The sequence below is a fragment of the Phaeodactylibacter xiamenensis genome (assembly GCF_965229835.1).
Lineage (GTDB): Bacteria > Bacteroidota > Bacteroidia > Chitinophagales > Saprospiraceae > Phaeodactylibacter > Phaeodactylibacter xiamenensis.
On sequence record NZ_OZ245931.1, the window covers coordinates 7765269 to 7791555 of the forward strand.

The following is a 26287-nucleotide window of genomic DNA, read 5'->3' on the forward strand; positions in this document are numbered from 1 at the left end:
CTTCAGGCCCTTGAAAGCCAGATGCATAGATTAAGCTGGGTGAAATTTCGATAAAAGCGGGCCCTTACATCATTCCCGGCACCACTTCCTGATCGTGCCCGCTTTCCCGGTCGGCCTGCCGTTTGATGTAATAATAGGTTTCCATCTGAGACCGGATCGCCAAATCTGACCCATCCTTGCGGTAATGGTTGGAAGAGGCGGCGTCGATCACCCGGGCCTTCACATTATCGCTCATCTGAATAGTCATGAAGTCCTTAATCTGATTGCGGATGTGGGGCGCGTAAATTGGAAAAGCAGTCTCCACCCGGTAGCTGAGGTTGCGCGACATCCAGTCAGCGGAGGACAGGTAAATCAGCTCTTCACCACCATGGTAAAAGATAAAGACCCGCGCGTGTTCCAGAAACCGGTCTACAATACTGATGACCCGTATGTTCTCGCTGACGCCTTCTATACCCGGCACCAGGGAGCAAATGCCCCGGATGATCAGCTCGATTTTTACGCCCGCCTGACTGGCCTGATAAAGCTTTTCTATCATGGGCTCGTCCTGCAGGCTGTTGAGCTTGAGAATGATCTCTGCCCGGTTGCCGGCTTTGGCCTGCTCGATTTCATAGTCAATCAGCTGCTCCAGCCCGGTACGGAGGTTGAACTGCCCCACCATGAGGTGTTCGAAGCCCTGCTGCGGCACCTTTACCGTTTCCAAAAAAGAAAAGACCCGTGCCGCCTCATTGACGAGGCGTTCGTCAGAGGTGAAGACCCCAAAGTCGCTGTAGACCTTCGCGGTATCTTCATGGAAGTTGCCAGTAGATAAATACGCATACATCCGGGCCCGGCGGTTTTCCACCCGGCGTACGAGGGCTACTTTGGAATGTACTTTAACGCCAGGAAAACTGTAATGTACATTCACGCCCGCCTGTTCCAGCTTTTCGCCCCAGCGCAGGTTGGCTTCCTCATCAAACCTCGCCTTTACTTCTATGAAAACAGAGACCTGCTTGCCGGCTTCCACCGCTTCCATCAGCGCTTTCATGATGCGCGACTTACGGGCCACCCGGTACTGAATAATCTTGATGTGCGTCACCTTAGGGTCATGGGCGGCAGTCTCAAAAAAGCGCACCACGGACTCATAGGAATGGTAGGGAACATGTATCAAATGGTCGCGTTCCCGCAGGGCCTGGTAAAAATCGTCTGCATCTTCCAGCGGGTGGTAGGGCAGGGGCGGCATAGGCGGGTTGCTCAGGTGGTCAATATCAAAGGTCGGAAATTTGAAAAAGTCGAAGTTGTTGTGATAGCGGCCTTCCTGAAGGATATCGTATTTCTCCAGGTCGAAAGCCTCTTTAAGGAAATCGAGCAGCTCATCGGGCATTTCCCGGTCGTATACGAAGCGGGAAGCCGGGCCTACCTGCCGCCGGGACAAGCTGGCTTTTATTTTCTCTACCAGATCGCCGGAAAACTCATCGTCAATGTACAGCTCCGCGTCCCGGGTCAGCTTGATGGAAAAGGTGTCGAGGATCTCGTAGCCCGGGAACATCCAGCTTACGGAGTGGCGCACGATATCGTCCAGCATAATCACATCCTTGTGCCCGCCATCTGACGGCAGAGGGATGAAACGCGGGAGATGGTCGGAAGGGATTTTGACGATGGCGTACTTGTGGGGCGCATTAGGGTTGTTGCGCTCGGCCAGCAGGACGGTCAGGTACAGGGCGGCGTTGTTGAGGAAAGGGCGGATTTTATTCTTGACCAGAAGCACCGGCTGCACGAAAGGCAACATATGATCCTTGAAGTAGGTCTCCACATACTCTTTCTGGGCATCGTTAAGATCGAGGCGGCGGATCATGTAAATGCCGTGGTTGCGCAGCTCGGGTATGATTTCCTCCTCAAAAATCCGGCTGAATTCCTCCTGTTGCTTGTTGACGATTCGTTGGATGTCTTTTACGATCTGCTTGGAGTTGATATGCAGTTCTTTCTTCGTCTTCTTGCCGACACGCAGTAGGTTGCGGTGGTTAGCCATGCGCACCCGGAAGAACTCATCGAGGTTGGAGGAATAAATGGCGAGGAACTTGATCCGCTCAAACAACGGCACCGTGGGGTCTTTGGCTTCCTGAAGCACCCGGTAATTGAAGGAAAGCCAGCTGATGTCGCGCTCCAGCAAAGGGAAACCCTTACTGCTTTGGTGGATTAGTTCAGAGGTGTCGTAATTCGATATCGCGTTTTCGTTTCTCAGCATTTCCTGGTGTTCAACAAGTTTGGACATTGAAAGAAGTCTTATAGTTTGACCTGACGAGTGCCAAATAGGTTCACTGGCTAAAATAAGGACATTTGCTCACCTTTCGGATCGCCGGGCTCAGATAATTCCGGGCCACGGGTTTGAATGGCAGGAATCCCCTCTGCTGCAGCCTCATAAAAGTGGGCAGCCATTTCGGGTGCGAGGAGGTTATCGGGCTCGTGGGGGAAAAAGTAGATTTCCTTCACACCCTGTTGTGCCCATTGCTTTAGCCTTTCCACCCAATCGGCTGCCCGCGCGTAATCGGTGGGGTGCAGCCCGTTGCCTACAAAGCGGACCATCGCCGTGGCATTCGTGATGCCCATGTGTAGGACATCCCGCCGGCCAGCCACATCCGTGATGACTATGCTGCGCTGCAGACGGTGCAGGGTGGTGAGCAATGGCTCAAGGCTTGGCTCCTTGAACCAGCTTTCGTGTCGCACCTCCACCGCTAGTTGGATTTCAGCCGGGAAGGCTTGCAGAAACTGCTCAAGTTGGGGCAGGCGGTCGGCGCCAAAGTAGGGGGGGAGTTGCAAAAAACAGCAGCCCAGCTTTTCCTTCAGCCCGGCGATGGCGGTACAAAAGGTCGGGATCAGATCGGTGCCCAATCCCAGCGATTTGCTGTGGCTAATCGTTTGCGGCACCTTCGGGCAGAACCGGAAGTCAGCCGTGGACTCCCGGTACCACTTGTCGATGGTCTGAGCGTTGGGAATGCGGTAGTGGGTGGTATTGAGCTCAATGGTGTTGAACTGCAGGCTGTAGGCTTTGAGGTAGTCTTTGGCTTTGGTACCCTTAGGATAAACGCTGCCCACCCATTCCTTCATGCTCCAGCCGGTGCAGCCGATGTAAAGCTGTGGGGCTGCTCCGTTAACAGGCAAAGCGGACAAACGCTGCGCATTGCCCGGCGCATCTGCCGGCAAGCTGAAGTCCACATCACTGATATCCGGAAGTTTGCCAAATTTCATACCTGGAAGAAGAAGTTGGTGATGTCGCCGAAGGTAAGAAAAAAGTCTATTTTTGCCGCCCGAAGTGAATTGCTGTTCTCGTAAAACGAAAGATCATGAAGCAAACGAAAGGCGTTTTTGTAACCGGGATTGGCACCGAAGTGGGCAAAACAGTTGTCTCTGCACTCCTGGTCCGTGCCCTGAAAGCCGACTATTGGAAACCTGTGCAATCCGGTGACCTCCATAATACCGACACCATGAAGGTCACGGCCTGGGCCGGAGCTGCTGCCGGGCAAATCCACCCGGAGCGCTTTCGCCTCAACCTGCCGATGTCGCCCCACGCCAGTGCTGCCGACGATGGCGTACAGATCAGACTGGAGCATTTCGAATTGCCACAGACCGATAACTTTCTGGTGGCGGAAGGAGCCGGCGGGCTGCATGTCCCGCTGAATGACCACGACTGTGTAATCGACCTGATTCAGCAACTCGGGCTGCCGGTTGTCCTGGTTTCCCGCCACTACCTGGGCAGCATCAACCATACGCTGCTGAGTGTGGAGGCCCTGCGCCACCGCAATATCCCGATTGCCGGGCTGGTCTTCAACGGTGACCCTCATCCCTCCACCGAGAGCATTATCGGAAAAATGACCGGCATACAGCCGCTCTTCCGTATGGGAGAAATGGAAGCGCTCACAGAACCCTGCTTTGAGCGGCAGGTGCAGCGGGTGGGCGCGGCCTGCAAAAGCCTGCTCGGGTGATTTTGTCATAAAACGGTCAGGTCATCCGGGCCCTGGAAGCCCTGCCGGTTTTTTACTTACTTTACCCAAGACAAACCACAAAATACGATGAACCTAACGGAACGCGATGCCCGGCATATCTGGCATCCTTACACACAAATGAAAACGGCTGCCCCACCTCTCCCGGTTGTGAAAGCGGAAGGGGCGTTGTTGTACGATGAGCAGGGACGGTCCTACATTGACTGTGTAGCTTCCTGGTGGGTGAATTTGCACGGCCATGCTCATCCCTATATCGCAGAAAAAGTGCATCAACAGCTGTTGCAACTGGAGCACGTCATCTTCGCCGGCTTTACCCACCCGCCGGCCGTAGAGCTGGCGGAGCGCCTGATTAGCCACCTTCCCGACCGCCAAAACCGGATTTTTTACTCTGACAATGGCTCCTCTGCCGTAGAGATTGGCATCAAAATGGCCATTCAGTACTTTTTCAATCAGGGCCGGCCACGCACGCAGCTCGTTGCCTTTGATATGGGCTTTCACGGGGAGACTTTCGGGGCTATGGCGGCTAGTGGCGACCACTCTTTCTTTACGGCATTTCAGGACTTCCTCTTTGAGGTCAAGCGCATTCCCAACCCGGTGCCGGGGCAGGAGGCGGCTGCACTGGAAGCCCTGGAGGCGCACCTGAAAACGGGTGAAGTTTACGCCTTTATTTTTGAGCCCCTGGTGATGGGCGCCGGAGGCATGATCATGTACGAGCCCGAAATACTCAGCCAGCTCATGGCGCTGTGCAAAAAGTACGGTGCCCTCTGTATTGCCGATGAGGTGATGACGGGCTTTGGGCGGACCGGGCGCATGTTTGCCTGTGATTACCTGACGGAGCAGCCGGATATCATGTGCCTGTCCAAGGGGCTGACCGGTGGGACCTTGCCCCTCGCGGTGACGTCCTGCACGGAAGAGGTTTTTGAAGCCTTTTGGTCGGATGATAAGCACAAGACCTTTTTTCATGGCCATTCCTACACGGCCAACCCGGTGGGCTGCGCCGCTGCACTGGCTAGCCTTGATCTTCTGGAGTCGGAGGGCTCCGCCCGGGACCGTCAACGGGTGGAAGCCCAGCACCGGGCATTCCGGGCGCGCATTGAGCAGCACCCGGCAGTGCGGTCGTCCCGGCAGCGGGGCACCATACTGGCGGTAGCGTTTGAAAGCGAGGAAGCCACGGGCTATTTCAATAACCTGAGGGATCAGTTGTACCACTATTTTCTGGACCGGGGCGTACTGCTGCGGCCATTGGGCAACCTGATTTACATGATTCCGCCCTATTGCATCACCAATGAGCAGCTCGAACAGGCCTACCGCGCGATGGAAGCCGCCTTTTCTGCCTTTCTGCTGCAGGAGCAGGCCTGACCTGTCGCTTTGGATTTCGGAAGGATGACGAAAATTACCCGGACCGTACTCCGATAAATCAAAAATAGGCCCTACTTTAGGGGGCATAGTTTGAACTTATGATCGTAAGGATTATCATTATTCTCCTGTGCCTGGTGTTTTTCATCAACGGGTGCAACAGCCTGATCTCCCAGTTTTTTGGCACGCACAAGCTGCGGTCCTTTGAGATGGCAGAGGTGGCCGAAAAGGGCATTGGGGATGCCGACTACGTGGAAATCACGAATGCCCGGTTCGAGCCTGATTTTGTGTATCAGGAAGCAGAGGAGCCAGGCAGCCCGCCAATTATCCTTTATCCGGTTTTTGCGGAAAGCAGTCCGGACCAAACCCCGGCTTTGCTGGCCTGGACCGCCGACTTCTTTGATCCCTGTGTGGAAGCGGACACCTGCATCGCCGCCGGCACAAGAACCCTGAGAGGCGTAGTGCGCCCTCTGCCCGACGCCAACCTGACGGGGCTGGACCGGCTCAAAGAGAAAGGCTACAGCTGGGAATCCCCGGTCATCGTCATCAATGAAAATGAAGCACCGGTAGCCTGGTACTGGAATGCCCTCATGATGCTGGGGGCAGGCCTGGTTGCTATCGGTATGGAAGCATTCTATAATCGCAAGAAAGCATAACATGGAAGAACGTAAAGAATGGACGTTAGCTGAAATCCTGGAAGTACACCGAAAACCGCTCCTCGAGCTGGTGTACGAGGCCGCTACCGTCCACCGCAAGCACCACAACCCAAACGAAGTGCAAATCAGCAGCCTCCTTTCTATCAAGACAGGAGGTTGTCAGGAAGATTGTGGCTATTGCCCGCAGGCCGCCCGTTATCACACAGATATTGAAGAAAATGACCTCATGTCCGTAGAGCAGGTGACCACGGCTGCTAACCGGGCGAAAGTACTGGGCGCCTCCCGCGTATGCATGGGCGCTGCCTGGCGGAACGTGAAGGACGACGAGGATTTCGATCAGGTCATCAGGCTGGTGCAGACCGTCAACAGCATGGACATGGAAGTCTGTGCCACGCTGGGCATGGTCACGGAGACGCAGGCCAAAAAACTGGCGGAGGCCGGGCTTTACGCTTACAACCACAACCTCGATACTTCGGAGGATTACTACAAGGAGGTGATTTCCACCCGGGGGTACGAAGACCGCCTGGAAACCCTCAGTAATGTCCGCAAAGCTAAGCTGACCGTTTGCTCCGGTGGTATCATCGGCATGGGCGAGTCCGTGGAAGACCGCTGCAAGATGCTGCTGACCCTTTCTCAGCTCGACCCGCAGCCGGAGTCTGTGCCCATCAATGCCCTCGTGGCGGTGGAGGGTACCCCAATGGAAGATCAGGAGCCGGTGCCGATCTGGGATATGGTGCGCATGGTAGCGACCGCCCGTATTGTGATGCCGAAGTCAACGGTACGCCTTTCTGCGGGCCGCTTGTCAATGACCAAAGAAGGGCAGGCGCTGTGCTTTATGGCAGGAGCCGGGTCTATCTTTGCAGGGGACAAACTGCTCACCACCCCCAACCCCGCTACGAACGAGGACCTGGAAATGTTTGAAATCCTGGGGCTACAGCCCACCGCGCCATTCGCTAAAGGCGACCGCCCGCAGCCTGAACCGCTGACGGAGGAAGAGCGCGCCAAAAAGGAAAACCCCAAATGGAGCCGCCCGGGGCACCGTATCCCGGCTCATGTGGAATACACCAAGAAGGGAAAACTCAAGAAAAAAGCCATTCAAAAATAAGTTATGACAAAACGCAAGCAAATTGTTGCCGGCAACTGGAAAATGAATATGGATTATGAACAGGGCCGTGACCTCACCAAGGCGGTCATCGATGGGCTGCAACCCTCCGATGCGCTGGTGATTCTCGGTACGCCGTTCATCCATCTTCGCAATGTGGCCAGCATAATCAAAGATATTTCCAACCTGAAACTGGCGGCGCAAAACTGCCATCAGGAAGAAAGCGGTGCCTATACTGGCGAAGTTTCCGCAAGCATGCTGAAGTCCTGCGGGGTGGAATACGTCATCCTGGGCCACTCGGAGCGCCGGGAGTATTTCGGCGAGAAGGATGAGCTCATTGCTAAAAAGATTGATGCCGTCCTGGGACAGGGCATGGAGCCGATTTACTGCTGTGGGGAAAAGCTGGACGTTCGCGAAAGCGGCAAGCAAAATGAGCTGGTTGCAGAGCAGGTCAAAACCGCCCTTTTCCACCTCAGCGCAGCGGATTTGCAAAAGGTGGTCATCGCCTATGAGCCGGTCTGGGCCATTGGTACGGGCAAAACGGCTTCTCCGGCACAGGCGCAGGAAATGCATGCCCATATCCGCAGCCTGATCCGTGATCAGTACGGTCCGGAAATTGCGGACAGCATCACCATCCTCTACGGGGGTAGCGTGAAGCCCGGCAACGCCAAAGAACTATTCGCCAATCCCGATGTGGATGGCGGGCTGATTGGTGGTGCATCCCTCAAAGCGGCGGACTTTAATGCCATCGTGGACAGCTTTTAGGTCATGAGCAGTAGTGCCCCCAATAACCCTAAGCCGAAACCGCAGTGGCTGGAGCGCCTGGAGCAGGAAAGCTATCAGGCAGAGCTTATTGTCTCGGGTGTGGCGCTGTTGGGGGCATTCCAACTGCCGGGCCTGCTGGACCAATTGCTGAACTGGTGCCTGCAGCGCACCACGGCTGAACAGCAGGAACTGCTCGGGTATCTGTTCATCTACTTGCTGTTCGGAGCTTTAATACTGATTTTCAACTTTATCCTTCATTTTTCCCTCCGTACCCTATGGATTGGGAATATCGGTCTGGCATCAGTTTTCCCGGAAGGGATCAATGAGCATTCCGATCGGTACAGCCCTCATTTTCTGGCCAGGCTCAAGGCCCGCTTCCCTGACCTGCAAGGATTTAATCAACGGCTGGACAATCTCTGCAGTCTCCTTTTTTCTATTGCAGGAATTAGTGTGCTCACCTTTTCTTTCATCACCATCATTTTGGTGGTATTTTGGGGGATCGGGTACTTTTTATCGATGGTTTTTCCAGGGCTGCCCGCGACCTACTTCGCACTGGGCGGACTTTTTCTACTTACTTCGGTGCTGCTGTTTCAGGGGCTTCTCAATCATAAGAAGCTTCGGGACAAGAGCTGGGTGAAGAAAGTACAGTTCCCTTTGTATCTGTTTTCCGTCCGGATCATGGCCGGCCCCTTTCTGGAGCCATTCACCTACATTGGGCAGACACTGGCTACCAACGTTTCCAAAACCCGCTATATCGGGGTCACGGCAGGATATATGGTTGTGCTCATGATCGGCTTTGTTTTTTGGGTGCAGGACTCCAATTTGTTTATGCTGAATGCCGGTATCCGTAAGCGGCTGGCCGGGCGGGAGAGCGTGCAGTATGCAGAGCGTTACGAAAACCTGAGGCCGCCCGGAGCGCATATCCGCTTTGCCATGCTCAGCAGCGATGTCATTCGGGGGACAGTCGCAACGGTCTTTGTGCCGGTACCTAAAACCGAGCGGGAGCTCATTCAGGCCTATTGTGGCCCGGAGTGGGAAGATGGAGAGCGGGAGGAGCGGCAAGCCTGCCTGGAGTCTTACTACACCTTTAAGATCGACAGCACGGTGGTCGTGCCATCCGGTTTGTACCTGTACAAGCAAAAAGATAGCAAACAAGATGGCATAAGAGTCTACCTGTCGATGCAGGGGCAGCGCGTTGGCGGGCACCACCTTCGGATCATCCCTGCCCGGTTTGAGCAGGATTCCTTCCACATTAATATCCCGTTTCAGTACTTCCCTGAGGAGTCCTTGCAGTAAACAAAAACAGCTCCGCCTAAAGAAGACGGAGCTGTTTGCGTTCAGGCTTAGGAGTGCTTTGGCTATCTTTCTTTGCTGTATTCAATAGCATTGAGGTCTACCACAAAGCCTTTGATCTTGTGCTTCTTTAGCAGGTTTTTGCGGTAGTTTTCCGCAGCGGCTTCTTCTTTGAACGGGCCCAGGAGGACTTTGTAGGATGGCATGCGGCTGCCCTCTTCAATGCTAATGAGCACGTTGTCAAACCATTTGGCTTGCAGGTCGGCCACTTGCTTGAAGACATTCTCGTAGTTGGTCAGCGAGGCTACCTGAACGGCAAAACCTTTCTCGCCGGGTTCCTGAATGCTGATTTTGTACAAGCCGTACTTTTGATATTCCTTGCCCACAAGTTTAGGCTGCGCAGCCGGAGCGGCCGCTTTAGCTTGGCCTTTGGGCTTTGTTTCGGCGGCAGCAGGTTTGGAAGCTGTAGTACTGGCGACCTTCTTTTCGGGCGGAGCAGGGGCATTGCCCGCATCCGTTACGATCCGCCCGCGGCTGGTATTATCATAGGAGGAAGGGGTACTGGCCTGCCGTTCCTTTCGTTGCGCTTTTTTGGAAGGCTTTTCGGGCGTTGCTGTGCCCCGCTTGACCACTTCGAGTTTGACTTCCGTCAATCCGTCCTGAATCAGCCCAATCCGTTCGGCGGCAGCCCGCGAAAGGTCGACCACCCGGCCACGCTTGTAAGGCCCTTTGTCAGTCACTTTCACCACGACTGATTTTTCGTTGTCAAGCCGGGTAACCCGGACCATTGTGCCGTAGGGGAGTTCCCGGTGGGCGGCGGTCATGGCTTTTTTGTCGTATTTGACGCCGTAGGCGGTTTCCTTCCCGTGGAAGCTATCGTGGTAGTACGATGCGATACCCCATTCTTCATTGCTTTGCGCAGACAATGCTACGGTAAAACAAAGGGCAAGGAGGAGGCTTAAGTTCAGTCGTTTCTTCATGATTATCGTTTTTTGGACGGCTTGAAATTAATCAAAAAAATTGGCAAGCTTAATTAGATACGCAGGTTTGCGCGTTTTTATTGCGGTTTGCCGGGCGCAGGCCAATATTTTAGGCTGCAATTTTTGAGCTGATCTATCGGTATGCCGGAATTCATACCCCCTTTCTCCTTGTTAACATTGCACCTTTGCTATCATTTGCGTATCTTACCAAAAATCCGGACGCGCCCGTTCGCTCCTTTCTCTGAGGTGGATGGTTTACTTCCGCATCAGTTCTGCGCTCGCGTTTATTCGGTTGCCCGATAGATATGCCTGTTGCTGCTTTTTGAGGACTTGTGCTTCGGAAAGACGGAGGCTTTATGCCCTGAATCTGGCACACTTGATGCTTTATTTTCTTAACCGATAAATATATTACCTATGAAAAAAAGGCTGCACAGCAAAGACGATGAAGCGGCCTCTATCGCATTAGATGACGAGGGCGGCTTGTCTATTCTGGGCAAAAACGGGCTGTCTAATGGCAAAACAGAATACATGCTGGTGCGGTATGCGAAAAAAGAGCTGACCATACCTCCGGGGGATGGGGCTGCTTCGCCTGCATTGGCTTTTACAGAGCAGCGGGGACAGCTGACAGATACTTCCGGTACTTCGGTAGAGGGTGTGCGCTTTTACAGTACAGGTAGTTTTCCGCCCTTGTATGTGAAGAAAGATACACTAAGCTTCGTGACCGCCAGCGTAGACACGAGCAGCGCTACGCCAGACACCCTGCACCGCGTTGACATTACGTTTTTTGACAGTAAGACAGCCTTAATGAGCGCAGCCGGGCTGGACAAACTGGACAACTACCGGAATTACTATCTGGGGCACATCCCAGAAGGCCGGGCACGGGTCGGGCAGTACGGCCGGGTAGCCGTAACCGACCTTTATGACGGCATTGATCTACAGATGTTTGCTGATGAGAGCGGCATTGTTTACTACTTTGTCATACAGCCGGGCGGGGACCCCGATGACCTAAAACTGGATTTTCACGGGCAAGACTCCCTGTATTTGAAAGCACGCAACCTGTTTGTGGGCACCTCATTAGGAGATTTTAATTTGCCAGCCCCTAAAGCTTTCCAGATAGACAGCCTGGGCCAAGAGGTATCCACGGCCTGGAAACCGGAATACAGTATTGCGGGCAGCCGGGTGAGCTTTAGCAGTACGGGGAGTTATGATAGTACGAAGGTGCTGGTGGTGGAATTGCGGCGAGAGGAAGTCACAAGTTCACCAAGCCAGGACTGGATTACTTACTTTGGCGGTAATGATTCGGACAATATAAACGGTTCAGACATTGATGGAAATGGCAACTTTTATGTAGGCGGAACTACATTCAATATCTCTTTTCCAGAAGTAGGTCCGGGGATGGTGCAAATCGTAGGAAATCCAGGTTTTCAATTTCCATTTATGGCTCGTTTTAACACAGATGCATCCTTAGAATACTTAACCGTGATTGGGGGTACTGGGCCCGAGAATGGCTATGACATTTCAGTATCAGACAAGGCCTACTTGGTTGGAAGGACACTTGCTGCCGATTTTCCTGCGACAAATGGTACACCCTCGCCCGCACCTCAAGGTTTTATAGCCTCTATTTCGTTGTCCGATGGGTCTCTTATGTTGTCAACCGTTCTTGATTTTTCAGCAGGAGTTGAAACTGAGCTATACTGCGTCTCGGCTGCGGGCAAAAGAATTTTTGTTGGAGGCCAGGTGCGTGTAGGTAGTTTTTCAACTACAGAAAGCCCCTCTTGGGAATATTACGACAGTAACAACAGTAGCTTTGGCCGAGACGGACTGATGCTCGAATTTAATGAAGACCTTGATATTGTCTGGAGTACTCACTTCGGTGGAAATGAAGAAGAAAGTATACGAGACATAGAATATACAGCAGACGGAAGGTTGTTTATAGCGGGCAATACGACTACCATGAGCTATTCTGCGACTTCATGCGATGTACCTGCTGACAGCGGTTTCCCATCTTGCCAACCATCGGGAAGCTCCCAGTTCGCCTTTGCCAATGGGAACTCCTTTGTAATTGATGACGATATATTTCTCGCCGAGTTTGATGCCATAGGCAGTCTGAGCTGGAGTACTTTTATAGGCGGGGCGCTAAGAGACAGAGTGCTGAGCTCCTCCAGCATTGATATAAGCGGGGATAAAGTGATTCTCATGGGCGGCAGCGAGCAATTGAGCAGTGTGCAATCTAATACAGGGGGTGGGTATCAGCAAAGTATTACAGACGAAGGCTATTTTATAGCCGAATTTGTCAACAGGTCGCTATCCTGGAAAACCGATTATGGTTGCTGGGATGGTGATCCGAACGTACTGGGCTTATCCCAATCTGTTACTTACGACGATGCTGGGAACTACTATGTGCTTGGTCGCTCTGATTGCAGCACTCCAGTTTCCTCAATGGATTACTGCAGCCCTCCTTCTTCGGGCGAGTTCGCTCTTTGCCCCCCTGCTGCTGGCGTATTTTTTGAAGACACTTATCAGGGAGGTATAGATTTGTTTTTAGCAGCCTTCTCTTCTAGCCACACCCTTGAGTATGCCACTTATTTTGGCGGGAACAATTCTGAATTCATATCAAGTGCTCTTGCGGCAGATGATTTGTTATATTTCACAGGTACTACTTTTAGTGACCGAAGTTTTCCATTAAGTTTTCCTGTAGGTGCCTATGAGCAAGGCTATAATGCCGGTGAAAATGACGGCTTTATTGCCAGATTAAATGTTGGGACGATTGTAAGCACTGAGGAAGCGCAAGCGGCAGCCCAAGGCATCAAGGTCTTCCCCAACCCAGCAACCGACCTTTTGACTGTCAGGCTACCCGAAAATCTAGGCCCAAATGCTCTTTCAGCCCGTATTTACGATATGACGGGTAGATTAGTTGGGGCATACTTGCTGAACCGCCAAGAGAGCACCTTGCCCATAAGCAGGTTACCTGCTGGGGTCTACCAGGTAGTGGTAGAAAGTTACACGAGCCGGTTTATTAAGCAGTAATTCAATTCAAATGGCAGGGGCGGCTTAGGCTGCGGATAAGCAGCCTCTGCCAATTCAAATGATTAAAAACAGTACGCCATGTCAAAATTTATAATCTTTTCTCTGCTTTTCTTTTTACTTCAAATTTACGCTGTCCCCCTTGCTGCCCAGCGCATCTACGGCGCTGAGGTGTATAAAGAAGTATTAATCGACGATGTCAATATAGAAGCATGGGTATGGCGACAAGGCGGCTCCAAGCCTTTCATTCTGTATGACTGGGGCGATGGCAGCCCTTTGGATACAGTGCCTTTAATTTACAGCCAATATTTAGGTTTTTTCGAAGGTGAAGATTACTATTTAAACAGCTATCAAGGTTCGCATAATTTTGATACTGCCGGGGTATACGTCATGGGCTTCCAGGACAGTTTCTTAGTAGACGATATCGTAAACATTGAAGACTCGGGCAATAAACTTATAGAAGTGTTTGACACGGTCGCCATTTATTCTCAGTTTACGCACAGTCTGGCTATCAACGAAACGCCCCGGTTTTTTACGCAGCAGGGGAATATTCGAGAGATGGATGGAAATATTGAGTTTCCTATTAATTTAGAGTCAATAGATTTTCTTGGAGAACTATACCGTGGAGAGCTCGCCCCTTTCCCGTCCGAAGGCTATAGTGTGCCTGCGGCGAGCGACAGTATTTACATGTCTCATCCAGCAGGGCTTAAGATGATATGGGACGACCCCATAGCCCCTGGCCGCTACGCAGTAGGGATAGTGGTGAGGGAATGGCGTCAAAACAGCCAAAGCGGTGAATTAGACACCTTTTTTCTATCCACTACGATGCGCGCGATGACGATGCTGGTAACCGAAGAGTTAATTCTATCCTCCTTGCCCGGAGCTGAATCATTGCCAGCTGTAGTCAGTATCTACCCTAATCCGGCAGCTTCTATGGTCAATATAGATTTTGCAGCGCCTGGACAGTCCGTAGAAGTTACTATCCTAAACCTGGAAGGTAAAATGATGCGCCACCTCGAAGTGGAAGGCAGCTCTGCAGTCAGAACAGAACAGATAGATGTTGCTGACTGGCCATCTGGGGTTTACTTATTGCGCTTGCAGACAGGGTCGGAGCAGGTGGTGCGTAGGTTTGTGGTGGAGTAAGCTGATAAAAGGAGTAGCTTGATTTTGTAACAGCAGCTTTTTAATTGCCTATTTACTTAACCGATTTAATATATTTTTTATGAAAAGTTTACACCTAAAATTCCAACCCATTAGTATGGTGTTGATGATTTCAATATTCTTATCAGGAATTCCCTTAAGGGCCCAACAAAGCACCTTCTACCTGGAGACCTGGCAGGCCAGTCAGGGGGAGCAGCCTGCGGTGAGTTTAGACCGGGTCCTGAGTACGCCCTCGCGATTAGGAGGCGTATATACAGTAGGGAGTTCTTACAACGAAAGCGGTGGATATTACGACTTGTTAGTGACCCACTATAATTTAGTGGGAGCTATAGCGTACCAGGACACCTTTAACCTGCCCACCCCGGGAAATATTATTGCCGGAGCCATTACGACCAATAGTAGCCTGACAGAATTATTCATCACAGGTACCGTTTACAGTGGAAGCGCCAATAGCTATGATGTCCTCACGCTAAAATATGATATCAATGGGCAGGTAGACTGGTACAGCACCTACAACGGCATTGGCAATGGGTACGATGGCGGCAGCAGCCTGTTGGTGGACAGTGACACCATATATGTAGGAGGCGCGATCACCGATACCACGGGATTGTTTGGTGCGCTTTGCATCAAGTACATTGATGGAGGGACGGAAGTCTGGGACCATGTCACTACAGTGAACAACCGGGATTTAGCAATAGGAACCTTGTCAATAGGGAACCCTGGTGAGCTGACGACTGGCGTGGGCCTTGAATTTAATAATGGCACCCACCGAGTTGGCTCTGCTGTGTTGGCTACCTCAGATGGTAGCACGCTGAGCGGGTTTTCCGAAAACAGCCAGGTTGACCTGGACGAGATTACAGGTTTTGCAGCTGATGCCGACCAGAACCTATATGTTACTGGCTACAGTGATTCGGCTGGTAACGGGGACGATATTGTCACGGTGATGCTCGATGACACCCTAGGCCTGGTCTGGGAGTCTGTTTACAATGGGTCTGCCAATAGTGACGACCGCCCTTCCAGCCTGGACATCGATACCTTAGGCAATGTATATGTCGGGGGCTACACAATAGGTTCCAATGGCAAGGACTTTGCAGTGATCAAGTACAATAACAGCGGTACGCAGCAGTGGGCAGCACTGTACGATGGCGCAAGCCATGGCGATGATGAAGCCAAAGCTTTAGTAGCTGGAAAAGATGGGCTGGTCTATGCCACTGGCTCTGTAGATACCCTGGGGCAAAAGGACTACCACACCCGCATATTGAAAGCCAGCGACGGCACAACGGAATGGTCTGCCAGCTTCAATGGGCTGCACAGCAAAGATGATGAAGCCACTTCGATATCTTTAGATGGCGAGGGCGGCTTGTCCGTACTGGGCAAAAACGGGCTGTCCGGCGGCAAAACAGAATACATGCTGGTGCGGTATGCGAAAAAAGAGCTGACCATACCTCCGGGGGATGGGGCTGCTTCGCCAGCATTGGCTTTTACAGAGCAGCGGGGGCAGCTGACAGATACTTCCGGTACTTCGGTAGAGGGTGTGCGCTTTTACAGTACAGGTAGTTTTCCGCCCTTGTATGTGAAGAAAGATACACTAAGCTTCGTGACCGCTAGCGTAGATACGAGTAGCGCTACGCCAGACACCCTGCACCGCGTTGACATTACGTTTTTTGACAGCAAGACTTCCCTTATGAGCGCAGCCGGGCTGGACAAACTGGACAACTACCGGAATTACTATCTGGGGCACATCCCGGAAGGCCGGTCACGTGTCGGCCAGTACGGCAGGGTAGCCGTAACCGACCTTTATGATGGCATCAACCTGCAAATGTTTGCTGATGAGAGTGGCACTGTTTACTACTTTGTCATAGAGCCGGGCGGGGACCCCGATGACCTAAAACTGGATTTTCACGGGCAAGACTCTCTTTATTTGAAAGCGCGCAACCTGTTCGTGGGCACTTCATTAGGAGATTTTAATTTACCAGCTCCTAAAGCTTTCCAGATAGACAGCCTGGGCCAGGAGGTATCCACGACCTGGAAACCGGAATACAGTATTGCGGGCAGCCGGGTGAGCTTTAGCAGTACGGGGAGCTATGATAGTACCAAGGTGCTGGTGGTGGAGTTGCGTAGGCCTGAGGTTACTTCGGTTAATTCTCAAGATGATTGGATTACTTACTTCGGGGGGACTTCTTCAAATGATGCCGTTTTATGCAATGATATAAATTTTTCAAATGAGTATTTCATTGGTGGTAGAACAAGTAGCTTAAGCTTTCCGGAAGTTACTGGTATAATGACTTTTGGTGAAAATTTGTCCACGCTTAATGCCTATGGTGCAAAATTTAATGAAGACCTTTCAATTAAGTATCTCGCGATAATAGGAGGCGAGGAAGTTGATTGGTCAAATGGGTGTGACGGATTTTTGATGTACAGAAAGATACGTATCTTAAAGCAAAAAGAAGGTATGAGCGCACGAATAGTAAAGCAAGATGGGGGTAAGGTCACGATAGAGGTTGATATGGAGCTTAACGGCAGCATGCTGAGCCAGGAAGAAGCGATACAGCTAGCCCTAAACGAAGCAGGCAAACTCGCCACGCGCGCTGCCGCCGAGCGTTTCGATACGGATGGTACTGCCATCACCCACAAAGGGCAGCGCCTTTCGAGCAAGGGGCGAAAAAAAAGTTAATGTCCACACCTTACGGCAAAGTCTGCGTCAAGCGCCACGTCTACCAGCCTGTTTGTGGCGGCGTGAGCTACGTACCAGCTGACAGCACGGCAGGCATAGTAGGCAAATCGACGCCACGGCTGGCCAAGCTGCTGGCTAGCGACTATTGTGAGGGCTCAGCCAGGAAAGTGTCAGCCCGGTTTAAGGAGCACCATGAAGTCGAAGTGAGCAAAGACCTTGTGCGTGATGTGAGCCTGCGCATCAGCCGCCACGCTAAAGAAGTAGAAAGCCGCTGGTCTTACGCCATGCCGGAAGAGGTAAGCCTTTGCGGGGTCAGCTCAGTGAGCATAAGCCGGGACGGTGCGATGGTGCACCTTCTTGACGGCCTGCCTGGCAAGCCTAAGCGCAAACCGGGCTACCGGGAAGCGATGTGCGGCGTAATCAGCCTTTACGGGCATGAGGGCAAGTTGCTGCACTCTATTTACTTGGGGGTTGGCGCGCAAGAGAAAAAAGGGGCTTTCACCCATCTGTTGGAAGAAGAGGCTGAGCGGCTTAAGGCACAGTTCGAAGAGGCTGGGCTACGGCCGGTTTACGTGGGGGTTGCAGATGGGGCGCCCGACAACTGGACACAGCTGGAGCGGTTAACCGACTACCAGGTAACGGACTACTACCACGTCACTGAACGGCTTTACAAACTGGCTGCAGTAATGCCCCTGCCCTCCAAAAAACGTGCGCAGTGGGTAAGCCAGCAAAAGAGTACGCTGCTGAACGAGCCGGGCGGCGCAGCCCTCGTTGTGGAGCGCGCGCGTCAGGCGGCTGCGGGTGTCAAGACGCAGAAGCGGCGCGAAATCGCCCGCCAGCAAGTTGTATACCTGGAAAACCAGCAGCACCGGATGAATTATTTTCAAATGCAGGAAAAAGGGCTGCCTATCGGTTCCGGCACCGTAGAGGCAGGGTGCAAGACGCTGATCAAAGCCCGTTTGGGAGGTAGTGGCATGAGGTGGCTTAATGTGCATGCCGATGATATGCTTATCGTCCGTGCGCTCAAGCTGTCTGCGGGCAGATACGAGCAATATTGGAAAAAGAGAATGCGGTATGCAGCTTAATAATTACATCAAAAATCCGTCACACCCGGTCAAATGATTTAAAAGAAATAAATGGGAATATTTACACTGTAGGATTAACGGAATCAGAGGATTTTCCTACTGACTCTGGTATCCCGTCAAATGTGGGTCATGGATTCATCGCTGCATTTGATTCTTTTACAGGGGAGCTGGAAAAAACAATTGTATTAGGAGAAGGCTCTGAGCTTAATTGTTTGGATGTTAATTCCCAAGCAGGGTTTACTGGTAGTAGCTTAGGGCTCTTTGTAGGAGGAGAAGTTGAAAATCCAAGCTATAATGTTGAAATCAGCTCTTTGTGGGCTTTTCATGATAGTTCATTCAATGGAGGAACGAGTGATGGATTAATTGCTAGATATAGCTTTGATTTAGAAGAAGAATGGAGCAGCTTTTTTGGGGGTAATGATATGGATATCGTTGTGGATATTGAAATCAGTGACTCAGATGGTAAAATTTTTATTGCAGGAAATACAAATACGAAAAGCTATTCTTTAATTGATTGTGGTGTACCAAATGACTCAGGCTTCCCTAATTGTAATCCCACAGGGAGTTCACAATTCGATTTCTCAAATGGAGCCAGTGTTGGACTAGGTCAAGATGTTTTTTTAGCTGAATTTAGTTCACAAGGAGAATTAAATTGGTCAACATTTTTTGGTGGTCAGTTCTCGGAGATCATATCTACATCGTCGAGTATTTCGATTCATGAAAATAAACTTTCTGTTATTGGTTACAGTAATTTCTTGAATAACTTGCCATCCAACACAGGGGGAGGATTTCAGCTAAGCGGAATTTCAGAGGGGTATTTTTTGGCTGAGTTTGAGAGTAGGACGTTGTCATGGAAAACAAGCTTTGGTTGTAATGAAGATGAGGCGTTTTTCCCTTTGAATCATAGCAATGTAGCTTATGATGGAAATGGGGTCTTATATTTTTCTGGTAGTACTCTATGTTCAACTGGTAGTGATACAGATGACTATTGTAGTGTGCCAGATGCTGATCATTTCCCTCTTTGTCCGGGAAGTTTTAACGGCTTTTTTGAACCAACTCACTTTGGTTTTACAGATATATTTATTGGCGCATTAGGTGTGAATAAGAATCTAGTTTACTCTACCTTTCTTGGAGGAGAAAATAACGATTTGGTAAGCTGCCAAACTGTAAAAGACGGTTCACTATATCTAGGAGGTCGTACTGGTAGCGTGGAATACTTTCCTGTAAGGTTTCCTTTGGGTGCCTATGAACAATCAGAAGCGTTCGGTATTGATGGGATAACAATGAAGTTAAATAACCAAGGCATTATCCATGTAAATAATTTTGAAGAAAAAGGGAAAGGTGTAATCGTTTATCCAAATCCTTCCTCAGGTAACACTATTATGGTTGAATTTGATTGTCGGAGCTTAACGGGTAAACACCTCCCTTTCAGACTTTTTTCTGCTGAAGGCAAATTAATGCAATCTTCAATTACAGCCACTGAAATCGGCAGCTATAAGGTAAATGTGTCGAATTTCCCCCCTGGTGTTTATTACATAGTTTCTACAGTTGGCAGTGCTAGATTTATTAAAATGAATTAAAGCTTCTGATGTGTTTGTCATAAAATACTTTACAAAAAAGCAAGAGCAACAAATCATGAAAAGCATATTATTAATACTCTTAATCAGTTCTGTTTCTTTCTCCTACTTAGACGCCCAGCGCATTTATGGAGCCGAAGTCTATAAAGAGGTTTTTTCAGAACATGTTTCGGTAGAAGCATGGGTGTTTCGGCAGAATGGCTCGAAACCCTTTATCATGTACGATTGGGGAGATGGAAGCCCTCTGGATTCAATAGAATTGGTTTCTGACCTTTTTGTAAGGAATTTAGGAAATGATACTTACCGTTTAAATATCTATAAAGGAGAGCATACATTTGATACATCGGGTATATTAGCTATGGGGTTTCGGGATAGTTTCCTCATCGGAGATATCGTAAATATTGAAAATTCGGCTGAAAAAGTGCTGACGCTCTATGATACAGTTAATATACTCCCAGCCAATTCTGAGCTACAGTCCAACACATCACCTGTATTTTTTAATAAACAAGAGCATATCAGAAAACGCGAGGATGGCTCTCTTTTTTTAGGAATGACTATAGAATCAGACGAATTCCATGCCTTAGCAGATGTCTATAATGGAAAGCTAGCTGAATTTCCTGCCGAAGGCTTTTCCTTTCCCGAATCAACAGATAGCCTCTATATGGCCCCCCCAATCGGTGGGGCATTGATATGGGACCGGCCATTAGGGGAGGGGCGATATGCAGTTGGAGTAAATATCAGGGAATTTAGGCGTCATATCAATGAGAACGGCCAAATTGACACTGCTTTTCTCTCTACAACCATGCGAGCTATGGTTTTTTTGGTCACGGAAGATTTGCTGGTCCATTCCTATAATCAGCCATCTAATGAGCTGAGCTTGAGCGTTTTCCCGAACCCCGCCACTTCCACCCTCCATCTACAGCTACGGCACGCCCAATCCACCCAAGGCAAGCTTCAAATCGAAAACCTGTCCGGTCAAACCCTTCATACCGAAGCTTTGAATCTAAGCCCTGCCCTCCAAAGCTGGCAGGTCGATGTGGCGGACTGGCCGAGCGGGGTATATGTGGTGCGCTTGCAGACAGGGTCGGAGCAGGTGGTGCGGAGGTTTGTGGTGGAGTGATGCGCCAGAATTTGGAGCTTAAGACAATTAAAAGCGATCATAAAGCAAAAAAATGAAAATATTAATTTCAACTACTTGTATTTGTTTGATTCTAACCAATATTTTAGGCGCTCAACAAATAATTGCTGGCGAGTTAAACCGAGCTTCTATGGGGTATCAATCGGCAACTGTCAACGTACATATTGCTACCTTAGACACGTACATAGAAGATCGGATAATTGATTGGGGAGATGGTACTAAAGATACGCTTAATACATTATTACTCCGTAATGATAGCGATGGAAACTTTGTTTCTAACCTTGGTGGCACTCATGAATACCCTGACACAGGTTTCTACACTATTTCAATTGAGAATTTAGGTAATTGGGCCCCTGGTATATCGAATATTGAAAATTCCGGAGAAAAGGAATTTGTTCTTTCGGAAGTGGTTTACGCCAAATCCACAAGTGAAGCAAAGAATGATGCTCCGCAGTGTCTTCTAAATTTTAACTGGTTAGAGCAGGACGAAGATGGTATTGTTTATCATGAAGTTGTTGGCTCTATTCTTCCCTTTGGGAGCCTTGATTCCTTAAGCTATGAATTTATTCCTGCTACAGAAGAGGGCTACTCTTTTCCTGAGGCTACAAATGAGGTTCGCTGCTGCATATTTTGGGACAAGCCTATAGAGGAAGGTCTCTATGCATTTGCTGTAAGAATCAATGGGTGGCTAAATGGTGAAATGGCAGAGTCTCTAACCCGGTATATGACAATCCAGGTTACTCCAGATTTAGTTGTCTCAAATAGCGATCTATTTCCGCTGCTCAATGATTTGGTTATTTTTCCAAACCCATCCAATTCTACTCTTAACCTACAGTTTCAGTTTCCCCAATCCACCCAAGGCAAGCTCCAAATCGAGAACCTGTCCGGTCAAACCCTTCATACTGAAGCTTTGGATCTAAGCCCAACCCTCCAAAGCTGGCAAGTCGATGTATCAGACTGGCCAAGTGGGGTATATGTGGTGCGCTTGCAGGCAGGGGCGCAGCAGGTGGTGCGTAAATTTGTGAAGGAGTGACCGGTAAAAGCGACGGCAAAATGAGCAGTATGGCAGTATCAAACGTGCGGTAGGACCATTGATCAGAATAGACAAATGGATCAAAAGGTACGCGGCACAAAATCGGCCTTGTTCACAATAGCTGCCGAGTCTCCGGTAGCGCGGATGACAAAAAGGCCTTTGTTTTCTGCCATTTGCTCCGCTCCGGCATCTGCCTGTAGGAAAGCTACAGCACCATAGACGTTATTGGGGGTATACCTTTTTACCAAAGTCTTGAAGGAGCCCATTTTGTCCACGAACTTCTGGATATGCTTAGATTTAAGCATGGTTTTAACCTCCACGACCACCACTTCCGTACCATTGCGCGCAATGATGTCAAATTCAAAGCGTTGTCCTTTGTGGCTGCCCTTGAGTCGCTGAGCTGTTTGCTCTATCTTGCTGCCGCGCTTCTCAAAGGTGCGTACCAATTCACCTTCCACCAGGCTCTCCACCAGGCGCCCCCACTGGGAGGAGAACAACCCATAGAGTTCGTTGAAGCGCTTATCCAGCTTTCTATCCGTGTCTTGGAACTTGCGGTCTGTGTCTTGGAACTTGCGGTCCGTCTCCTTAAACTGTCGATCCGTCTCTTGAAACTTTTCAGTCAATAAACGGTCTGTTTCTTGAAACTTGCGGTTAGTCTCTGCAAACAGGGCTTTGATTTCGTCCCAGCTAATGTCGTTGTTTCCTGCCATGATTGGTAAAATAGTTCTTACGTAAAACCTGCTAACCGTGAGATTGGTTCCGTTAAGGCGTCCTTTGGGAAGAGATTGAAAAGCGGAAAGCTACCTTAGACTACATTCTACTCCACCGGTTGAACTAATCAGCGCCCAAATTTGTACCTTTGTGTGTTGATTTTGAAGGCAGTTAGCCAGAATCAAAACTGTAATTTTTTTCATGAGTAAGCACGGAAGAGTATTGGTAGCCATGAGCGGCGGCATTGACAGCACGGTCACGGCTATGATGATGCACGATATGGGCTATGAAGTCGTTGGGATCACCATGAAAACATGGGATTACGCCAATTCCGGAGGGTCTTCCAAGGAAACGGGCTGCTGTAGCCTGGATTCTATCAACGATGCCCGGGAGGTGGCTGTAAAAGTGGGCTTCCATCACTTTATTATCGATATACGCGATGAGTTCGGTGATTATGTTATCGACAATTTTGTGGACGAGTACCTGGCGGGGCGCACCCCCAATCCCTGTGTCCTTTGCAATACCCACATCAAATGGAGTGCCCTGCTAAAGCGGGCGGATGCGCTGGACTGCGAATTCATTGCTACCGGGCACTACGCCCAACTCAATGAACTCAACGGGCGGCACTATGTAAGCAAGGCAGTGGATGCGCACAAGGATCAATCTTATGTCCTCTGGGGGCTGAGCCAGGAGTGCATGGCGCGCAGCCGTTTCCCCCTGGGCCCCTACACAAAGCCTGAAGTCCGGCAGATGGCTGCCGACTGGGGGTATGAAGCCTTGTCCAAAAAGGCGGAAAGTTATGAAATCTGTTTTGTGCCCGACAACGACTACCGGGGCTTTCTCAAGCGCCGGGTCGACGGGCTGGAAGCGCGTGTGGATGGGGGGCAGTTTGTCAATACCGCAGGGGACGTAATTGGTACCCATAAAGGTTACCCCTTCTACACCATCGGTCAGCGCAAAGGGCTGGGCGTTGCCTTTGGGGAGCCGATGTACGTGACGGAAATCCGCCCCGACACGAATACCGTTGTGCTGGGCCGGCAGGAGGAACTTGTGCGTAATGGCATGATGGTCGGCAAGGTCAACCGGATGAAGTACGACCAAATCCCCGATGGCACGGAAGCCGTTACCATGATCCGCTATAATGATCAGGGCACGCTAAGCCAGTTAAGCAATATGGGCGAAAATATCCATGTTGACTTTTACGCTAATGTGAAGGGCGTGGCCCCCGGGCAGTCGGCTGTGTTTTACGAAGGGGATGATGTGCTGGGCGGTGGTATTATTCACGGCAGCTTTTTGGACGAGGGGCGGCAGAATTGATGGGGTAGCTGTTCTCAGAGCCGCGTAAATAAAACTATGGCAAAAGAATCCTATACCAAGGTCGGCCGGTTCGGCAAAACGCATGGGCTAAACGGAGGCATCCGCATCTTAGTGGAGGATGCTTTTCTTGATGCGGCCCTTGAAGCAGAAGTGCTGTTCGCTCCGGTTGATGGCAGCCCGGTGCCCTATTTTAATGAGGGCGTCCTTCTGGAAAGCCCGCTGGTCATTAAGCTGGAAGATGTGGACACGAAAGAGGCCGCCAAAGCACTAACGGGCCTGGATATCCTGTTGCCCGCTGAGGAGGTGGAGGCGGAGGAACTGGGTATTGAGGATTTCCGCCTGCTGGAGGGCTTTACTGTGGTGACGGAAACGGAAGGCGAAATCGGCCCCATCCTATCCGTGGAAGCCTATCCGGAGCAAATTCTGGCACTGGTCAGTTATCAGGGGCGGGAAGTCCTGATCCCATTGAATGAAACCTTCCTTCAGGCAATTGACCCGGAAGCAGAACGGGTGGAAATGCAACTGCCGGAAGGGCTGCTCGACCTATAGCCTTACCACCTTTGTACTCCAAAGCTCCCCTTCTTCCGCCCGGAAGCGGATGTAGTAAATGCCTTTGTCGAGTTTCGATAAATCAACCCGGGTCACGTTTTCCCCTTTTTTAATGGTCTGCGGCTGTTCAAAAACAACCGTACCGCCAGCATCATAAATAGCAAGTGCCCCCTGCCCGCTGTAATTGCTTCTCATTTTGAAGGCGCAGGTGTGCTGCTCCGGTGCTTTTATTAATTCAAACTTCAGGTTACGCTGTGCAGGCCGGGTTTCGGCAACCGGGCTGAATTGATGCCTGCCTTCCTGATCAATCAGCTTTACGCGGTAGCGCAGTTCCTCTTCGGGAAAAATATCCTTATCCAGGAACAGGAAAGACGCCGGCTCATTTTCATTGGAAAGCGGAGGGAGCTGTCCGATCGGCTCAAAAGCTCCGCCATTGACTGAGCGTTCGATCTGGTACCCCAGCACTTTGCGTTCGTAAGCGACCTCCCAGTTGAGTTCAATATAGTCGGGATAGGGAATGGCAGTCAGTTGAATACGGCTGGGCCTGACCTTTTGAGCTCTGCCCTGCACCCATATAGCGTAAGACCGGGGAGGTACCTCGAGCGCTACTGCCGAGGGCGAGGCATCCAGGGAATCGAAATGGACAAGGGTGGCTTTCGGCGTAATGGCATGATCGGTGACATCTGTGAAGTAATCGCCGTTTTTGATATTAGAGGTGTTGAGCTCTTGCTTAATGGACAGCGTGTCCCTTCCAAAATTGATGACTGCCAGCACGTCCCGGGGGCCCTGTGTGCTGCTCTTTAGTCCCGCCGGCGTATTACTGCCTTCCAGCTGGAAAACTAATGCCCGGGTAGAATCTCCGCTGTAGTAGGCCGAACGCTTGTCACTGCCTGCTGCATTCAGGTATTCCACCATGGAAGAGTTGAAGATAAACTGCCGGTGGATGGCCAGCAGTTGGTCGATGTGAGCCCGCAGGGGCTTTTTGTCTGCATACTCTGCCAGCTCCGAGTCGCCACCAAAGTAGTCACCATAAAAAACCGTAGGCATGCCAAGTTGATTATTGGTCAGTAGATAGGCATAGGCCAGTAAGGGGCTGGGAATGGGGTCATCGTAGTCGCCGGGCGTTGCATTTTGGTTTTTATAGGCCGGATGGTTGGCCATGGTCACAATATTGTACCCCGATAGCGCGGAAGCATCCCGGATGCTGGCCTGATAAATTTTTCGTACATCGTAGGTGGAGTCAGAACAGGCCTGGCGGAGCACCTCCCGTAGTTGGTAATCGTAAATGCGCGGTTTAGGGCTGGCATCCTGCCCCAGTGCTTTGAGGATATTACGTATCCATTGCACCTGTCCTTTCTTACGGTCAAAGCCCGGCACGCCCCGAATGACAAACTTAGGAGCAACGCCGGCCGCAGCAAGGGTTTTAAAATCAGCAGCAAACGCCTCGGCAGGGGAGAGGGGGAGGTCGGTAATGCTAAAAGCTTCCACACCCAGCGCTTCCCGGAGCGCTATGCCCTGTTCCGCCAACGAGCCAAGGGAGTCCTGGCTCAGGTCGATTTCTGCAATGACAGTCAGGCCCTGTGCTTCGAGGCGCTGAATGAGGGTGCGGACCTGCGGTGGTGCCTGTGCCGTGAGGTTGGGCAGCCAGATGGCGGTAAAGCCGGCATGGGCAAATTCCGGGGATTGCTCCGTCAGGTGGTCTACCCAAAAACGAAGGGTGGCACTATCAGGCAGGCTGCCGGGCGCATCTTCCGGGCAGCTCCAGTAGCAGCCTTGCAGGATGAAGTCCTGGGCATGCAGGCCGCTGATCAGGCCGTAGCATAGTATTATGGCGAGCAATCGTTTTCTCATTGCGGGTACCGGATTGTATGCGCTTAACAAAGTGGTTTGCG

At 50.8% G+C, this 26287-nt stretch carries 20 protein-coding genes; 15 read left to right on the forward strand and 5 right to left on the reverse strand.

What is annotated here, in order from left to right:
* Window positions 1-64: 64 nt before the first annotated feature.
* Together ppk1 and ACO08I_RS29610 are read right to left on the reverse strand one after the other, a co-directional pair.
* Window positions 65-2248 carry a polyphosphate kinase 1 gene (gene ppk1 / locus ACO08I_RS29605; RefSeq protein WP_421948007.1) on the reverse strand — a complete coding sequence of 728 codons (2184 nt, stop codon included), beginning with the start codon at window positions 2246-2248 and terminating at the stop codon, window positions 65-67.
* Between the two features lie 50 nt (window positions 2249-2298).
* A complete protein-coding gene (locus tag ACO08I_RS29610) occupies window positions 2299-3222 on the reverse strand; it encodes a DUF72 domain-containing protein (protein ID WP_282777279.1) in 924 nt (307 codons plus the stop codon).
* 95 nt (window positions 3223-3317) lie between these two features.
* Between ACO08I_RS29610 and bioD the strand changes: the two genes are divergently transcribed.
* The 6 genes from bioD to ACO08I_RS29640 all read left to right on the forward strand — a co-directional run bounded on the left by bioD (window position 3318) and on the right by ACO08I_RS29640 (window position 9149).
* Window positions 3318-3956: a dethiobiotin synthase gene (bioD, locus tag ACO08I_RS29615; protein ID WP_421948008.1), complete on the forward strand. Its 639-nt coding sequence runs from the start codon at window positions 3318-3320 to the stop codon at window positions 3954-3956.
* A gap of 87 nt (window positions 3957-4043) precedes the next feature.
* Entirely contained in the window at window positions 4044-5333 is a 1290-nt protein-coding gene (gene bioA / locus ACO08I_RS29620; protein ID WP_421948009.1) for an adenosylmethionine--8-amino-7-oxononanoate transaminase, read from the forward strand.
* Window positions 5334-5431: 98 nt separating this feature from the next.
* Window positions 5432-5986, forward strand: coding sequence for a hypothetical protein (locus ACO08I_RS29625; protein ID WP_421948010.1), 555 nt, complete (start codon window positions 5432-5434; stop codon window positions 5984-5986).
* A gap of 1 nt (window position 5987) precedes the next feature.
* Window positions 5988-7091, forward strand: a complete 1104-nt coding sequence (gene bioB, locus ACO08I_RS29630) for a biotin synthase BioB (RefSeq protein ID WP_044225238.1) — start codon at window positions 5988-5990, stop codon at window positions 7089-7091.
* Window positions 7092-7094: 3 nt separating this feature from the next.
* Window positions 7095-7853 (forward strand): triose-phosphate isomerase, encoded by a 759-nt coding sequence (tpiA, locus tag ACO08I_RS29635; protein ID WP_421948011.1) that lies wholly within the window; start codon window positions 7095-7097, stop codon window positions 7851-7853.
* A gap of 3 nt (window positions 7854-7856) precedes the next feature.
* Window positions 7857-9149, forward strand: coding sequence for a hypothetical protein (locus ACO08I_RS29640; protein WP_421948012.1), 1293 nt, complete (start codon window positions 7857-7859; stop codon window positions 9147-9149).
* Window positions 9150-9211: 62 nt separating this feature from the next.
* On the opposite strand, the gene ACO08I_RS29645 is transcribed toward ACO08I_RS29640, so the two are convergent.
* A complete protein-coding gene (locus ACO08I_RS29645; protein WP_421948013.1) occupies window positions 9212-10126 on the reverse strand; it encodes a septal ring lytic transglycosylase RlpA family protein in 915 nt (304 codons plus the stop codon).
* 414 nt (window positions 10127-10540) lie between these two features.
* Here ACO08I_RS29645 and ACO08I_RS29650 point away from each other — a divergent pair, with 414 nt between their 5' ends.
* The 7 genes from ACO08I_RS29650 (at window position 10541) to ACO08I_RS29680 (ending at window position 21818) form a co-directional block, all read left to right on the forward strand.
* Window positions 10541-13153: a T9SS type A sorting domain-containing protein gene (locus ACO08I_RS29650; RefSeq protein ID WP_421948014.1), complete on the forward strand. Its 2613-nt coding sequence runs from the start codon at window positions 10541-10543 to the stop codon at window positions 13151-13153.
* Between the two features lie 78 nt (window positions 13154-13231).
* Complete coding sequence (locus ACO08I_RS29655; protein ID WP_421948015.1) at window positions 13232-14293, forward strand: T9SS type A sorting domain-containing protein; 1062 nt, start codon at window positions 13232-13234, stop codon at window positions 14291-14293.
* 79 nt (window positions 14294-14372) lie between these two features.
* Complete coding sequence (locus ACO08I_RS29660) at window positions 14373-16985, forward strand: SBBP repeat-containing protein (RefSeq protein ID WP_421948016.1); 2613 nt, start codon at window positions 14373-14375, stop codon at window positions 16983-16985.
* Window positions 16985-18070: a hypothetical protein gene (locus ACO08I_RS29665; RefSeq protein WP_421947395.1), complete on the forward strand. Its 1086-nt coding sequence runs from the start codon at window positions 16985-16987 to the stop codon at window positions 18068-18070. Before ACO08I_RS29660 ends, ACO08I_RS29665 begins: the two co-directional genes overlap by 1 nt.
* Window positions 18040-19650: a T9SS type A sorting domain-containing protein gene (locus tag ACO08I_RS29670; protein WP_421948017.1), complete on the forward strand. Its 1611-nt coding sequence runs from the start codon at window positions 18040-18042 to the stop codon at window positions 19648-19650. Before ACO08I_RS29665 ends, ACO08I_RS29670 begins: the two co-directional genes overlap by 31 nt.
* A 55-nt stretch (window positions 19651-19705) precedes the next feature.
* Window positions 19706-20767: a T9SS type A sorting domain-containing protein gene (locus ACO08I_RS29675; protein WP_421948018.1), complete on the forward strand. Its 1062-nt coding sequence runs from the start codon at window positions 19706-19708 to the stop codon at window positions 20765-20767.
* Window positions 20768-20819: 52 nt separating this feature from the next.
* Window positions 20820-21818, forward strand: a complete 999-nt coding sequence (locus ACO08I_RS29680; RefSeq protein ID WP_421948019.1) for a T9SS type A sorting domain-containing protein — start codon at window positions 20820-20822, stop codon at window positions 21816-21818.
* 80 nt (window positions 21819-21898) lie between these two features.
* Here the strand turns inward: ACO08I_RS29680 and ACO08I_RS29685 are convergent, their stop codons facing one another.
* Window positions 21899-22528: a hypothetical protein gene (locus ACO08I_RS29685; protein ID WP_421948020.1), complete on the reverse strand. Its 630-nt coding sequence runs from the start codon at window positions 22526-22528 to the stop codon at window positions 21899-21901.
* Between the two features lie 202 nt (window positions 22529-22730).
* Here ACO08I_RS29685 and mnmA point away from each other — a divergent pair, with 202 nt between their 5' ends.
* Both mnmA and rimM read left to right on the forward strand, forming a co-directional pair.
* Window positions 22731-23846, forward strand: coding sequence for a tRNA 2-thiouridine(34) synthase MnmA (mnmA, locus tag ACO08I_RS29690; protein ID WP_282774165.1), 1116 nt, complete (start codon window positions 22731-22733; stop codon window positions 23844-23846).
* Between the two features lie 36 nt (window positions 23847-23882).
* On the forward strand, window positions 23883-24395 hold the full coding sequence (gene rimM / locus ACO08I_RS29695; protein ID WP_044225253.1) for a ribosome maturation factor RimM: 513 nt from the start codon (window positions 23883-23885) through the stop codon (window positions 24393-24395).
* On the opposite strand, the gene ACO08I_RS29700 is transcribed toward rimM, so the two are convergent.
* Complete coding sequence (locus tag ACO08I_RS29700; protein ID WP_421948021.1) at window positions 24390-26246, reverse strand: T9SS type A sorting domain-containing protein; 1857 nt, start codon at window positions 26244-26246, stop codon at window positions 24390-24392. The two genes, rimM and ACO08I_RS29700, sit on opposite strands and share 6 nt — an antisense overlap.
* Window positions 26247-26287: the final 41 nt, after the last annotated feature.

Excerpts from the sequence above, each read along its gene's own strand:
- ppk1 (WP_421948007.1), bottom strand. The coding sequence starts at position 2,248 with ATGTCCAAACTTGTTGAACACCAGGAAATGCTGAGAAACGAAAACGCG.
- ACO08I_RS29610 (WP_282777279.1), bottom strand. The coding sequence starts at position 3,222 with ATGAAATTTGGCAAACTTCCGGATATCAGTGATGTGGACTTCAGCTTG.
- bioD (WP_421948008.1), top strand. The coding sequence starts at position 3,318 with ATGAAGCAAACGAAAGGCGTTTTTGTAACCGGGATTGGCACCGAAGTG.
- bioA (WP_421948009.1), top strand. The coding sequence starts at position 4,044 with ATGAACCTAACGGAACGCGATGCCCGGCATATCTGGCATCCTTACACA.
- ACO08I_RS29625 (WP_421948010.1), top strand. The coding sequence starts at position 5,432 with ATGATCGTAAGGATTATCATTATTCTCCTGTGCCTGGTGTTTTTCATC.
- bioB (WP_044225238.1), top strand. The coding sequence starts at position 5,988 with ATGGAAGAACGTAAAGAATGGACGTTAGCTGAAATCCTGGAAGTACAC.
- tpiA (WP_421948011.1), top strand. The coding sequence starts at position 7,095 with ATGACAAAACGCAAGCAAATTGTTGCCGGCAACTGGAAAATGAATATG.
- ACO08I_RS29640 (WP_421948012.1), top strand. The coding sequence starts at position 7,857 with ATGAGCAGTAGTGCCCCCAATAACCCTAAGCCGAAACCGCAGTGGCTG.
- ACO08I_RS29645 (WP_421948013.1), bottom strand. The coding sequence starts at position 10,126 with ATGAAGAAACGACTGAACTTAAGCCTCCTCCTTGCCCTTTGTTTTACC.
- ACO08I_RS29650 (WP_421948014.1), top strand. The coding sequence starts at position 10,541 with ATGAAAAAAAGGCTGCACAGCAAAGACGATGAAGCGGCCTCTATCGCA.
- ACO08I_RS29655 (WP_421948015.1), top strand. The coding sequence starts at position 13,232 with ATGTCAAAATTTATAATCTTTTCTCTGCTTTTCTTTTTACTTCAAATT.
- ACO08I_RS29660 (WP_421948016.1), top strand. The coding sequence starts at position 14,373 with ATGAAAAGTTTACACCTAAAATTCCAACCCATTAGTATGGTGTTGATG.
- ACO08I_RS29665 (WP_421947395.1), top strand. The coding sequence starts at position 16,985 with ATGTCCACACCTTACGGCAAAGTCTGCGTCAAGCGCCACGTCTACCAG.
- ACO08I_RS29675 (WP_421948018.1), top strand. The coding sequence starts at position 19,706 with ATGAAAAGCATATTATTAATACTCTTAATCAGTTCTGTTTCTTTCTCC.
- ACO08I_RS29680 (WP_421948019.1), top strand. The coding sequence starts at position 20,820 with ATGAAAATATTAATTTCAACTACTTGTATTTGTTTGATTCTAACCAAT.
- ACO08I_RS29685 (WP_421948020.1), bottom strand. The coding sequence starts at position 22,528 with ATGGCAGGAAACAACGACATTAGCTGGGACGAAATCAAAGCCCTGTTT.
- mnmA (WP_282774165.1), top strand. The coding sequence starts at position 22,731 with ATGAGTAAGCACGGAAGAGTATTGGTAGCCATGAGCGGCGGCATTGAC.
- rimM (WP_044225253.1), top strand. The coding sequence starts at position 23,883 with ATGGCAAAAGAATCCTATACCAAGGTCGGCCGGTTCGGCAAAACGCAT.
- ACO08I_RS29700 (WP_421948021.1), bottom strand. The coding sequence starts at position 26,246 with ATGAGAAAACGATTGCTCGCCATAATACTATGCTACGGCCTGATCAGC.